General features: G+C 36.6%; 11 protein-coding genes. 4 read left to right on the top strand and 7 right to left on the bottom strand.

All coding sequences use genetic code 11. The features are described 5' to 3' along the window. Positions 1 to 53: 53 nt before the first annotated feature. From JOE44_RS01255 to JOE44_RS01240, 4 genes are all read right to left on the bottom strand, one after another. Positions 54 to 413, bottom strand: a complete 360-nt coding sequence (locus tag JOE44_RS01255; RefSeq protein ID WP_105680620.1) for a hypothetical protein — start codon at positions 411 to 413, stop codon at positions 54 to 56. Positions 414 to 474: 61 nt separating this feature from the next. After that, complete coding sequence (locus tag JOE44_RS01250; protein WP_209783985.1) at positions 475 to 1,290, bottom strand: hypothetical protein; 816 nt, start codon at positions 1,288 to 1,290, stop codon at positions 475 to 477. An 11-nt stretch (positions 1,291 to 1,301) separates the two neighbouring features. Next, the gene (locus JOE44_RS01245; protein WP_209783984.1) at positions 1,302 to 1,811 is read right to left on the bottom strand and encodes a sigma-70 family RNA polymerase sigma factor; all 510 of its coding nucleotides are present in this window, start codon (positions 1,809 to 1,811) and stop codon (positions 1,302 to 1,304) included. Positions 1,812 to 1,959: 148 nt separating this feature from the next. After that, on the bottom strand, positions 1,960 to 3,588 hold the full coding sequence (locus JOE44_RS01240) for an NADP-dependent glyceraldehyde-3-phosphate dehydrogenase (protein ID WP_209783983.1): 1,629 nt from the start codon (positions 3,586 to 3,588) through the stop codon (positions 1,960 to 1,962). Positions 3,589 to 3,873: 285 nt separating this feature from the next. On the opposite strand from JOE44_RS01240, the gene tpx reads away from it, so the two are divergent. The 3 genes from tpx (at position 3,874) to JOE44_RS01225 (ending at position 5,917) form a co-directional block, all read left to right on the top strand. Then, positions 3,874 to 4,443: a thiol peroxidase gene (gene tpx, locus JOE44_RS01235; protein WP_209783982.1), complete on the top strand. Its 570-nt coding sequence runs from the start codon at positions 3,874 to 3,876 to the stop codon at positions 4,441 to 4,443. A gap of 155 nt (positions 4,444 to 4,598) precedes the next feature. Further along, positions 4,599 to 5,174 (top strand): DUF2272 domain-containing protein, encoded by a 576-nt coding sequence (locus JOE44_RS01230; RefSeq protein WP_209783981.1) that lies wholly within the window; start codon positions 4,599 to 4,601, stop codon positions 5,172 to 5,174. A 20-nt stretch (positions 5,175 to 5,194) separates the two neighbouring features. Next, positions 5,195 to 5,917, top strand: coding sequence for a chitosanase (locus JOE44_RS01225; RefSeq protein ID WP_209783980.1), 723 nt, complete (start codon positions 5,195 to 5,197; stop codon positions 5,915 to 5,917). A 64-nt stretch (positions 5,918 to 5,981) separates the two neighbouring features. Here the strand turns inward: JOE44_RS01225 and JOE44_RS01220 are convergent, their stop codons facing one another. Together JOE44_RS01220 and JOE44_RS01215 are read right to left on the bottom strand one after the other, a co-directional pair. Further along, complete coding sequence (locus JOE44_RS01220) at positions 5,982 to 6,536, bottom strand: hypothetical protein (RefSeq protein ID WP_209783979.1); 555 nt, start codon at positions 6,534 to 6,536, stop codon at positions 5,982 to 5,984. A 658-nt stretch (positions 6,537 to 7,194) separates the two neighbouring features. After that, entirely contained in the window at positions 7,195 to 9,180 is a 1,986-nt protein-coding gene (locus tag JOE44_RS01215) for a urocanate hydratase (protein WP_209783978.1), read from the bottom strand. Positions 9,181 to 9,615: 435 nt separating this feature from the next. On the opposite strand from JOE44_RS01215, the gene JOE44_RS25075 reads away from it, so the two are divergent. Further along, a complete protein-coding gene (locus tag JOE44_RS25075) occupies positions 9,616 to 9,801 on the top strand; it encodes a DUF559 domain-containing protein (protein WP_348635044.1) in 186 nt (61 codons plus the stop codon). A 129-nt stretch (positions 9,802 to 9,930) separates the two neighbouring features. Here JOE44_RS25075 and JOE44_RS01205 read toward each other — a convergent pair whose 3' ends face one another. Next, the gene (locus JOE44_RS01205) at positions 9,931 to 12,501 is read right to left on the bottom strand and encodes a T9SS type A sorting domain-containing protein (RefSeq protein WP_209783977.1); all 2,571 of its coding nucleotides are present in this window, start codon (positions 12,499 to 12,501) and stop codon (positions 9,931 to 9,933) included. Positions 12,502 to 12,631 lie beyond the last annotated feature (130 nt).

Genomic DNA, 12,631 nt, shown 5'->3' with positions numbered 1-12,631 from the left:
TAAAACACTGATATTTTTCATATCAGGGTTTTGTATCAATATTCAGTTCTGATTTATTTAAAATCTAAGAAGTCATCTTTTTCAATATAGTAATTCAGCGCAGTGATAAGCTGAGAAGAAGAGACCTCAGCATACTGCCGGAAGGCAAGATCCACCACATCCTGAATATTCTCATCAGAACACATATACTTAAGTTTATTATGATATACAAAATCAGGTAAGATTTCGTTATCGTTTCCTCCTATATCCAAAGGATCTCCGATAAAGACTTTCATTTCGGGTTCAAATTCATCTTTTGAAGAATAGACCGCATAATTGTATTCCGGATCATAAGACTCCTTCCTGTCCTGCTTACGCTTCACAAGCTCCAGAAATTCTTCTATACAATACATCTGATTTTTAATCTCATCCATCTGATATTTTTTAACAACTCAACTTTTTAAAGATAGAAAATTTATAGAAGATAAAGCATTTCTAATTCAGTTTATTTAAAGCTCTCTGTAATGATCCGATATCAAGGAAATTAAGCTTTGCCCCCACGATTATGATGATCAAAAGAACAAGTGTCAAAAATAAAATGATAAAAATATACATCGATACAAACCATAAGACCGTATTCAGGATGTTCCCTTTGATCCCCATTTTATTGATAAAAAATTTCTGTGAGCGTTCAAACCATGTTTTTCTCCTTTCCTTTTTAGGAGTTACTTCTATTCCATTAAGTTCATCTACCAACCGTACCACATCATCAATATATCTTCCATACATATAGTAGATCCAGTATCTGATAATAAAAGCAATCAACAGAAGAGTGATCAGAACGCTGATACCGAAGATCGCCAGATTATATTCCATATCAAAATGGAAATTAATTTTAATCAGAGACAAAAGAAATCCAAGAGGGATATAAGAAATATAATAGGAAATATAAATCTCTTTTGAGATAAGAAGCTGGTTTTTAAGGCTGAACAGATCATAATTGGTATTGATACTGTTCTTTTGAAGCATCTTATATAATTTCAGAAAGCGGGAATAAAAATAGATGATAATAGCAACCGTCAGAACAGTGACAAATGCTGATATAGTTCTAATATTAGAATCCGTAGATGCAAACGGAAAATTGGTCAGAAGTAAAGGCAGTGTAACAATCATCAGCCAAAACTCTGTCTGCATATTCACTTTCAGCATTTCTAATGGAGAATGTATTTCTCTCTGTTTTTCCAGAGAAATTTCAGGAGACTCCTTTCCTGTATCTTTATCCCAAAGTTCTTTAAAGTTTTCTAAATCCATAGTGTTATCTTTTAATGGGAATCGGCATCTTGCCCACTAATAATCTCTTTCAGTTTTTCTTTAGCTCTTTTCAGCTTTACCCGTGTATTCACTTCGGTAATTCCCAGCTGAAGAGCAATCTCTTTTCCCGAAAACCCTTCTAAAAAGAAAAAGATAAGGGCTTTATCTATGGGGCTCAACTGATGGATGGCTTCATACATCCGCTTAATATTCACATCATCCGTATCATTATAAGGTTCCTGCCGGGCACTCATCCCATCTACATTCTGATTCTGTATAAAACTACGTTTTTTTTCACTTCGCAGGAAAACAATTGCTGTGTTAAGCGCAGTTCTGTAAAGCCATGTAGAGAAATCACTTCTCTTTTGAAAATCAGCGTATGATTTCCAGGCCTGGTAAATGATCTCCTGATAGAGGTCATTCTGATCGTCCTTATTGTCCATATACATTTTAGAGATCTTGAAAACAACCCCTTTGTGTTTTTCAATTTTCTCTAAAAATTCTTTTTCCGGTGAAGACATGATTTACACACTGATCCTTAGATGATATTTCTAAAAAACATCATCTTATTATAACACAAAACTCTAATTTCCGGCATTAAGTTAAAAAAATCCTCAATAAACACATTAATTTATTGAGGATTTTTATTTTATGTTAAATCAATTGCAATCAGAAAATATAATCGGTACTTAAAAAGTTAGAATCATGTTCTCTGACGATAGTATTCAGTAACTCTTTGTTAGAATCTGTAAGTTTTGCTGCTACCAAAGACCTGATAGAGAACGAACGGAGTGCATCAAAAACAGAAAGTGTTCCTTCCGCACTGTCTTTTCTTCCGGTAAAAGGAAAAACATCCGGACCTCGCTGTGCCTGACAGTTGATGTTGACACGGCTTACAAGATTAACAAACGGATCAATCAGTCTTGCTACTTCCTGGGGATCTTCACTGAAAATACTCACCTGCATCCCATGGGAAGCATTCACCTGATAGTCTATAGGTTCTTCTATATCTTCAAAGGGAACAACAGGAATCACAGGGCCAAACTGCTCCTCATGATACAGTTTCATATCACTGTTTATGGGATATACTACTGCCGGAAAAACAAAAGATTCATCTGTATAACCTCCATCTTTATTCAGAACTGCAGCTCCTTTTTGTAAAGCATCATCAATACATTCTTTTAAATAAGAAGGTTTGTTCACTTCCGGAAGTGGTGTTACTTTAACGTCTTTTTCCCACGGCAGCCCAGCCTTCAACGCAGAAACGGCGGCAGTTAATTTCTCAGTAAATTCCAAGGCCACTTCTTTCTGAACAAATATCAGCTTTAATGCCGTACAACGTTGTCCATTGAAAGAAAGCGCTCCTAAAATGCACTCGCTCACCGCTACATCCAGATTGGCATTTTTGGTCACGATAGCTGCATTTTTCGCATCCAAACTTAAAATAGCTCTTAAACGGTTCACTTTCGGATGGAGTTTTTTCAGTCCGTTAGCCACTTTACTTGAACCGATAAAAGCCAAAACGTTCACTTTTCCGCTCTCCATGATCGGTGTGATGATTTCTGATCCTTTTCCGTATAAGGTATTCACCGTTCCTTTCGGGAATGCTTCTTTGAAAGCATTTAATAAAGGATAATGAGCTAATACTCCATGTTTTGGAAGTTTAAAAAGAATGGTATTTCCCATGATCAGAGCCGGAATCAATGTGGTAAAAATTTCATTCAGAGGATAATTAAATGGTCCCATACTTAACACCACTCCAAGTGGTGCTCTTCTGATCTGAGCGATAGCCCCCTCAGCCTGTTGAAAACGGGATGATTCCCTGTCGAGATCTTTTAGTGCATCAATGGTCTGATTGATATAATCTACAGTACGGTCAAATTCCTTGGTAGAATCTGCCAGCGTTTTTCCGATCTCCCACATCAGCAGTTTAATGATCAAATCTCTCTGCTGAATCATCAGGTATACGAATTTCTGCATGCATTTGATACGTCCTTCCACAGACATTGTCGGCCATTCGCCAAGTCCATTATCATAGGCTTTTACACAGGCTTCAAGAACTTCCATAGCCTCTTTTGGACCAATATTCGGAATACTTCCCAGAAGCTTTCTTTCCAATCCGTTTTCTGTGGGGATGCATACCGGAGAATAGATTTCGGTAACATCGCCCTTCCACTCTACCAGTTCGCCATTCAAAAGATAAGTTATCTGATGAATGACCGGAACTTTATATTCTTCCGGAATTTCGTTTTCTGCTTTAAAAATGTGATGAAATGATGCTGTATTTTCTGAACTCATAAATCTTTCTATTTTTTTATGTGATAAGATTGAAATTGTCTCAAAATTTAAATAATTTAACTCATGTCATTCTGACGAAGGAAGAATCTTTATTGATTTTTATATGAGATTCTTCATTACATTTTATTTCATTCAGAATGACACCTTGAAACTACTACATTTTATAATATAAAGGTAGAGGTAAAATATTTTGTAAAAAATAATCTGACAATAGATTCGATCTATTTGAATTAAAATTAATCTTAGCTCCTGAAAAAAGAATAATTTAGCTAAAAATAAAATTTCATGTTTTCAAAATTAGTTTGCGGTACACTGCTATTCTTTTCTGCAGTGGGCTTTGCTCAAAAATCTAAAGCGATCAATACTGTGTTAATGGGAGGAAAAGAAGTTCACACCTACGCCAAATTGCCGGCTCTGAATAAGCCTGCTCCTAAATTTACCCTTACGGATGTCAATATGAATGATCAGACGCTGGATTCCTACAAAGGAAGGTATGTTATTCTGAATATCTTCCCAAGTGTAGATACCGGAGTATGCTCTGCATCTGTACATCATTTCAATGAAGAGGCTGGAAACCTTCCCAATACAGTAGTCCTTTGCATTTCTAAAGATTTACCGTTTGCCCAGAAAAGATTCTGTGGTGCTGAAGGGATCAACAATGTGGTCATGCTTTCAGACTTCCGTTCAGATTTTGGATGGAACTATGGGGTGGAACTGGTAGATTCTGCAATGAAAGGACTTCTGAGCAGAGCCGTTGTGGTAATAGATCCTTCAGGAAAAGTCATCTATGAAGAGCAGGTGGCTGATATTTCACAAGAACCCAATTATGAAGCAGCTATTGCCGCTGTAAAATAGTAAGCTTTTGCTTTAAAATAATAGGCTCCGGCGATCTACGATCGCCGGAGCCTCTGTTTATAATAGCCTTCTGTATGCATCACAAAAGTACCCAAACGGGTAATTTCAATTTAATCCAATGCACTGTACTTTTAATCTATTAAAAAACACTTACAATGGCAACAACAGAATTTTCAAAAAAGTTATCAAACATTGCCCTAGGGCAATATAAAGAGTACAGAAATATGGATGAAGGGGATGCAAAACTAAGCGTACAGATCAAAAAATACTGGACGGATCTGAGTGAGACTTTCGAAAGCGTAGAAGTACCATGGTCTGCCGTATTTGTTTCCTGGTGTGTAAAAAAAGCGGGTGCTACCAAAACCGAGTTCCGGTTTGCAGTGTCCCACTCAAAATTTGTTCACTTTGCTATTCAGAATACAATAAGTGGCAAAGGAGTATTCCGGGCGAGAAAAATTACAGAATACCGACCTAAGATCGGCGATATTGTTCACAATAACAGAAGTGGCAACAAATTCGATTATGCGTATGCCCAAGCTCATAATTCTTATGAATCGCATTCCGCAATTGTAATAGAAACGGGAGAAGATGATGAGGGGAATTATCTTATTACCGTTGGCGGAAATGAGGGAGACTCTATCAGACAGAAAGAAGTAAGACTTGATCATAATGGTCTTATTATACAAAGATCTTCCAATCCTTTCATCTCCATCATTGAAAATTTAAAATAGCACCATTAAAAACAAAAACCATGGAATTTAAAAATTTACCTTCAGGGATCAGCCAGCCTACCGCCAATAAAATTGCAGAAGTCATCAGTACTTTTGAAAACGGAAAACGTTCCGGAGGCTATGATGCCTATGTCGCTTACAGAGATAAAAGATTAAACGATAATTACTACAGACAGATCACCTATGGAAGGTTTCAGACCACGGAGTTCGGAAATCTTAAAAAGCTGATCGAAATGTATATAGAAGCAAACGGGACTTATGCAGACTTTTTCAAAAGCTATGTCAATGAAATAGGTAAAATAGAGGGAGGCATTCCCGTGTCCCTTTATCAGAATGAAGAATTTGTAGAAACGTTGAAAAAAGCAGGTCAAAACGACCCGATCATGCACACGGTACAGGAAGCTTTTTTTGATTTGAGGTATTTCCAGCCAGCCTTAAACTGGTTCAAGTCAAATGGTTTCACTCTTCCCTTATCTCTACTGGTTATCTTTGACAGTTATATCCATAGTGGAAGCATCCGAGAATCGCTTCGTAAAAAGTTTCCGGAATATCCACCCAATATGGGAGGTGATGAAAAACGATGGATCACCCAATACACTGCTGCAAGACATGCCTGGCTTTCTAATTATGAAACCAAAGAAGTAAGAGCGTCTGCCTACAGAACCCAAACTTTTAAGAACTTAATTGTTGATGACAACTGGAAACTTGAAAAGCCCTTTAAAACCCAGGGAGTTCAGTTTTAAAAATAAAATTAATAACCACAAAACCTGCTTATTGCAGGTTTTTATATGACTGCTTTTTAAACTTCTACTTATTTTTGGTAGTAATCAGAACTACTCCATCTTTAGCCTTTTTACCATACCGATCTACAGCGGCTTCACCAGAAAGAGTACTGAAGCTTTTAATATCTTTCGGGTTCAATGCTTTCATTTTCTCAAATGAACTTGCTTTACCATTGATTACAATCAAAGGTTTAGCTGTAGGTTGTGATAATGGAGCTCCCATTCTGACAGGTTTTTCACGCACCACAGGCTTCCCTATAACTCCACTCACAGCTACTTCGCCCTTTATCATCTGAGATTTTGTATCCTGTCCATGGACTGTATTCACGATACTGCCTGCCATCAAAATTCCCAATGCTAATGTTCCGGCTATTGAAAAATTCAGATTTTTCCCCAACTGATCTTCCCGAAATCTTCCACATATATTTTCCTCCAAATTGAAACGGGTTACTAATTCTTCATCTGAAAAACCGGTAAAATCATGGACAGTCTTTGAACAGACCGCACAAAATTTACCTTTTTCTTCAGGCGTCATATCACTCCAGTTTTCATGACAGGGCTTAGGTATTGTAATTTTCATAATGCTCTTTTATTATAAAGATGCAGTGATGATAAAAAAGGTTGGAACACATGTTTAGATTTTTAATAAAATTCTTTTACATTAAAGCATTAAGAAGATATAACCCAATTCTTTTAATTACGTTTTTGTTGGCAAATCGCAAAGATGCAAGGTTTTTTAAAGCTTTGTGCTCTATTTTAAGGCGTAAGGATATTTCGACTTCACTCAATATTAAGTTTTTCAGCAAAATAAAACGTTATCAATTTTATCGAAGATAAAATCTTTGCGCCTTACAACAGATTTTCGTTATAACATATTGCGCCTTTGCGTTTTCCAATTATTTTTTAAAAGATGTAAAGGTTTTTCAAGAGAGTTTAACCTTTGTTGAGATTCCTACGGAATGACAAAGAGGACGCTAAAATGTTTTCCGATAATTGTGCGAGTAAGATTGATCCTTTAAAAACACATTAAAATATACACCATGTTTGTCATTCAGAGCGAAACGAAGTGAAGCGTGGAATCTAAAACTACTTGATAAAGCAGAGATTCCTACGGAATGACAAACTGTGTGGATAATCTAAGCGCTCATTTTATCTTTCCGGAGGAAACTAAAACTCTTATTACAAAAAGAAACAAAAAAACCTGCTTTACAGCAGGTTTTCTTTATATCTAAAATATTTTACAGTAAATTTTCATCTACAAGATTGGGAAGGGTAACTTTCAGATTTGGTTCTACTTCCATTGCTCTTTTAATCGCAAAAATAGCGCCTTCGTTTCTTGCCCAGCTTCTTCTTGAAATTCCGTTGTTTACGTCCCAGAAAAGCATAGATTTCAGTCTTCTGTCTGCATCATCACTTCCGTCAAGCAGCATTCCGAAACCTCCGTTGATAACTTCACCCCAGCCAACTCCACCACCATTGTGTATGGAAACCCAGGTAGCCCCACGGAAACTGTCACCAATAACATTGTGAATGGCCATATCTGCTGTGAATCTCGATCCGTCATAGATATTGGAAGTCTCTCTGTAAGGAGAATCTGTTCCTGAAACATCATGATGGTCTCTCCCTAATACAACAGGACCTATTTCTCCATTTTTAATGGCTTTGTTGAAGGCTTCCGCAATTTTCATTCTTCCTTCAGCATCTGCATAAAGGATTCTCGCCTGTGAACCTACCACCAGTTTATTTTCCTGTGCTCCCTTGATCCACTGAATATTATCTTTCATCTGCTGCCGAATTTCTTCAGGAGAATTTTTAACCATTTCTTCTAATACTGCACATGCAATATCATCTGTTTTCTGCAGATCTTCAGGATTTCCGCTGGAACATACCCAACGGAAAGGTCCAAACCCATAATCGAAACACATAGGTCCCATAATGTCCTGAACATAACTCGGATATTTGAATTCTCTGCCCAATGTCGGATTTTCTGCCATTACATCAGCTCCTGCTCTGGAAGCTTCTAATAGAAAGGCATTTCCATAATCGAAGAAATACGTTCCTTTTGCTGTATGTTTATTGATAGCTGCCGCATGTCTTCTCAATGTTTCCTGAACTTTTTCTTTGAATAATTCAGGGTTTTCTGCCATCATTGTATTAGATTCTTCAAAGCTTTGTCCTGCAGGATAGTAACCACCAGCCCATGGATTGTGAAGGGATGTCTGATCTGATCCGATGTCGATTCTTAAATCTTCCTGATCGAATTTTTCCCAAACCTCAACAATGTTTCCAAGGTAAGCCAAAGAAACGGTTTCTTTATTCGCCTGTGCTTCTCTTACTCTTTTTACCAAAGCATCAAGGTCTTCATGGATTTCATTCACCCATTTCTGATCATGACGGATCTTTGTGATCTTCGGATTTACTTCGGCACATACGGTAACACAGCCCGCAATATTACCTGCTTTTGGCTGAGCTCCACTCATTCCGCCTAATCCTGAAGTTACAAAAAGACCTCCTTTCGACTCTTTTTTAATTTTTCTGAATGCATTTAACACCGTAATCGTTGTTCCATGAACAATTCCCTGTGGACCAATATACATATAACTTCCCGCAGTCATCTGCCCGTATTGGGTAACACCCAGCGCGTTGAACTTCTCCCAGTCATCCGGCTTTGAATAATTCGGGATCATCATTCCATTGGTTACAACCACTCTTGGTGCATCTTTATGAGACGGGAATAGTCCCATCGGATGCCCTGAATACATTACCAACGTCTGTTCATTACTCATTTCCGACAGATATTTCATTGTCAGCAGATACTGAGCCCAGTTTGAGAATACAGCTCCATTTCCACCATAGGTAATCAATTCATGAGGATGTTGTGCTACGGCATAATCCAGGTTGTTCTGAATCATCAACATAATCGCTTTAGCCTGCTCAGATTTTCCGGGATAGTCTGTGATAGGCCTTGCTTTCATTTCATAATCCGGACGGAAACGATACATATAAATCCTTCCGTAATCTTCCAGTTCCTGCTTAAATTCAGAAATCAGTTCTGCATGAAACTGAGGATCAAAATAACGTAGTGCATTCTTCAATGCCAGTTTTTTCTCTTCTTCTCCTAAAATTTCTTTACGCTTCGGAGCATGGTTGATATTGGTTTCGTATGGTTTTGGTTGTGGCAGCTGATTAGGAATCCCCTGCTGTATCTGTTCTTGGAATGTCATATTGCTATTTAAAGATCTATGTTTTAAACAATGTTTGAAGTTTTAAAGATATTCAAATTAGAAAATATAGGCAAGAGGGGAAGGGAAGAATGGTTTAAAGTTTAGGGTTTAGGGTTTAGGGTTTAGGGTTTAGGGTTTAGGGTTTAGGGAAAGTTATGAAAGTTGTAAACCAGCCATCATTTGATATTAAATACTATATTTGAATAAATGCACCTGAATTCCCCTCCCTCGGAGGGGTGGATTTCAAAGTTAACAACTTTGAAAGACGGGATGGTAAAAACACAACAATGAAAGAAACCCTCACCATCATCAACGGAATTCCGATCCGCAGGAATTTTGTTGAGAATCTACCCTACAACAGCTATTTAAAAATATTATTAAAAGAAAAACGTAAAGCCCGGATCTTAGGTGAAGTACTATTTTGGAAGAAAGTTCGTGCAAAAAAAATTTCATACCATTGATTTTGACCGACAAAGAATTATTGGAAATTATATTGTTGATTTTTATGTGAAAACTTTAGGACTCATTATAGAAATAGATGGTTCAAGTCATGATGAAAAGGAGTTGGAAGAATTTATCATTCTGCACTATGGAACCACCCCGTCTTCAAAAATTCTTTAAATTTTTGAATCCACCCCTCCAAGGGAGGGGAATTGCCCTTACCCATATTAGTTGTTATTTCACATAAAAAAACCTTACTGAAATTCAGTAAGGTTTTATGTACAGTATTGGGTAAGAATACTTTTAGTTTTATTTTTTTATAAATTTTTCAACAACATTTTCTTTGTTTCCCTTTAAATGGATATAATATACACCTGCAGGAAGATGAGAAACATCAATTGTTGATTTTAATTCGGCTGAACTGATAATTACTCTCCCTAAATTATCTATAATTTGATATTGATTCAATCCTTCTGTTTTTACATTCAGAATACCTGTTGTCGGATTAGGATAGACAGAGTTTTTCTTGCCGGTTTTCTCTTCTCGGGTATTCAAAGTTGTTTGAGGAATAAGTCTGACAAGTCCTCTCACGGGTTGACCATCAAATTCCCTGAACTCACCGCCTACAAGAAAACCATTTCCCTGTCTCTTAATTGAAGATACGTCATCTGAATAATTATTAGGATATGGCGTTACAAAACCGGTTCCGATATCAAAAGTATTATCTATGGTTCCATTGGGATTATGCCTTACAAGTCCTTTAAAATTGAAAAGCTCTGTAAAAGCAGTAAAAAATTTCCCATTATTTTCAAATTCAAATGGTTGTTCCCGGGTAGTCATTCCATCATCATAAGATTGTATAGTAAATGAATTATCCAATGTTCCATCTTCATTAAAGCGCATCAGTTTATGGCCAAAAATCAGATTAGAAATAGCATAGATTTTTCCATCCGGTGCAGGATACATGTCATTAATATTTGGCTGAGATGTTATTGTTGTAAAGGTTCCGTCTATTTGTCCATTGGGTAATAGTCTGGCCATTACATTTTTAGATAAACTACTGTCATACCCCGTTAATAAAATCTTGTCATTAGGCAGCAATTTAAGTCTGCCAAGCAAACTGTAAGGCTCTGCATAATCTATAGTGGTATCTATATTTCCGGCCTGGTCCAGAACTACGAATTTATTATCAATAGGAACCGATACATTATTTTTAACATAATAAAACATTCCGGGAACTAGTATTTTACCATCATTAAACAGAATAAAGTTCTTAAATTTTAATGATCCATATAATCCCCGATCATTGCCTACCAAACTAAAAAATGTAGGATCTAAACTTCCGTCATAATTCAACCTTACAACTCCTCCTCCATTTTCACCTCCGTTTATCGTTCCTTCTGTTCCCAGTAATATTTTACCATTGGATAAAAATTTAATATCAGCGGGTTCTTGAGACGAATGAAATAATAAGGGTGATGGCACTTTAAAATCGTTATCAACACTTCCGTCAGGATTTAGACGCACAATTCTATCACTTGGCTTTCCGTTGTAAGCATAAAAATTACCCGTCACAATAATCTTCCCGTCCGGCTGCATAAATATTTTATTGGGAGCAGTGTCAAAACCTTTACAAATATTTTGAAAAGTAGAAATTCTATCTCCGGCTAAAGAAGAAAACATCACAATATTCCCGGCCACGTCTTCATTATAATATTTCATAGAACCGGTAGCAATAACATTTCCGCTTGAATGAAAACTAAGATTATTAACATAGTCTGAAAATGAATATCCATTCACCAGACGTGTTACTTTTCCTTGAAAAGTAGGATCCAGTGAGCCATCATCATTTAAACGCATAATTCCCGGCGCAGACTGCCCGCCATACGATTTAAAACTTCCGCCTACCAGTGCTTTTCCATCGGGCTGTAAAAGGATTGAATAAACCCCGTCAGCACCAGTTCCTGAAGGATAATTCTGATAAAAGCTTTTAACTACAAACCCCAGATCTCTTGTTCCATCTGCATTCAGTCTCATTAAAAACTGGTTATTTCCGCCAAAAATAAATTTCCCACCAATATAAATTTTACCATCATTTCTCACAGCAACCGTTTTAATTCCCACTCCACTAAAATTGGAATAATCAGGTTGTGTAAATGAAGGATCAGCAGATCCGTTTACATTATGTCTTAAAATACGATTGAAATAGTACGTTGTAATAATTTTACCATCTGGCTGAAGTTCAAAATTACTGACATCAGAATCATATCCTGTAAAATCAAAATCAAATGATGAATCTACAGATCCGTTTGTATTCAATTTTAAAATATATTTCTTGATTGCTCCATTATAAGTTATGAAATTCCCACCAAGCAGAATCTTATCTCCGGCAAGCACTGCTACTTTGTTTACAGAAGGATTATCGGTAAATTGAGGAAATGAAAAGTTTCCAATATTGAAAGCAGAATCTTTAGTTCCGTTCGCATTAAGCCTTACAATAAACTTGGAAGCTATATTATTATGTAAAGTAAACCCTCCCGCTACAAGAATTTTACCGTCACTCTGCAACGCTACACTTTTCACAAACCTGTTAAAAACAGCTGTGGTAAAAGTGGGATCTATAGAATTATCAGGATTGATCCTTACCATATTGTAAATATCACCTCCCGGAACAGGTATGAATGTTTTGTATACAACAAGAATTTTCCCGTCTGGCTGGGAAATACTAAATTCAATTTGCCCTTTGCCATCAACAAAATACTTATTGGTTTGAAAAGCCGCATTAAAATCAGGGTCTTTTATATACTTATTCTGAGAATAAAGATTAGAAAAAATAACACTTAGAAAAGAAACCAGTAGTACTCTGGTGTAGAAACTCATCATCATAAAGTTTAATATTAGTTTTCGGCAAAAATACTCATATTAATTGACATGATTCACCCCAGCAATTCAAACATTTACCCAAGGACAAGTTTCCGGTTAACAAAAAACCTTACTGAAATTCAGCAAG

Origin of the sequence: Chryseobacterium sp. PvR013 (assembly GCF_017833095.1) — a bacterium.
GTDB lineage: Bacteria > Bacteroidota > Bacteroidia > Flavobacteriales > Weeksellaceae > Chryseobacterium > Chryseobacterium culicis_A.
This window is presented reverse-complemented; position numbering and strand designations above follow the sequence as displayed.

Bases quoted from the DNA above. Each gene is read 5' to 3' on its own strand.
- JOE44_RS01255 (WP_105680620.1), bottom strand. From the start codon at position 413: ATGGATGAGATTAAAAATCAGATGTATTGTATAGAAGAATTTCTGGAG.
- JOE44_RS01250 (WP_209783985.1), bottom strand. From the start codon at position 1,290: ATGGATTTAGAAAACTTTAAAGAACTTTGGGATAAAGATACAGGAAAG.
- JOE44_RS01245 (WP_209783984.1), bottom strand. From the start codon at position 1,811: ATGTCTTCACCGGAAAAAGAATTTTTAGAGAAAATTGAAAAACACAAA.
- JOE44_RS01240 (WP_209783983.1), bottom strand. From the start codon at position 3,588: ATGAGTTCAGAAAATACAGCATCATTTCATCACATTTTTAAAGCAGAA.
- tpx (WP_209783982.1), top strand. From the start codon at position 3,874: ATGTTTTCAAAATTAGTTTGCGGTACACTGCTATTCTTTTCTGCAGTG.
- JOE44_RS01230 (WP_209783981.1), top strand. From the start codon at position 4,599: ATGGCAACAACAGAATTTTCAAAAAAGTTATCAAACATTGCCCTAGGG.
- JOE44_RS01225 (WP_209783980.1), top strand. From the start codon at position 5,195: ATGGAATTTAAAAATTTACCTTCAGGGATCAGCCAGCCTACCGCCAAT.
- JOE44_RS01220 (WP_209783979.1), bottom strand. From the start codon at position 6,536: ATGAAAATTACAATACCTAAGCCCTGTCATGAAAACTGGAGTGATATG.
- JOE44_RS01215 (WP_209783978.1), bottom strand. From the start codon at position 9,180: ATGACATTCCAAGAACAGATACAGCAGGGGATTCCTAATCAGCTGCCA.
- JOE44_RS01205 (WP_209783977.1), bottom strand. From the start codon at position 12,501: ATGAGTTTCTACACCAGAGTACTACTGGTTTCTTTTCTAAGTGTTATT.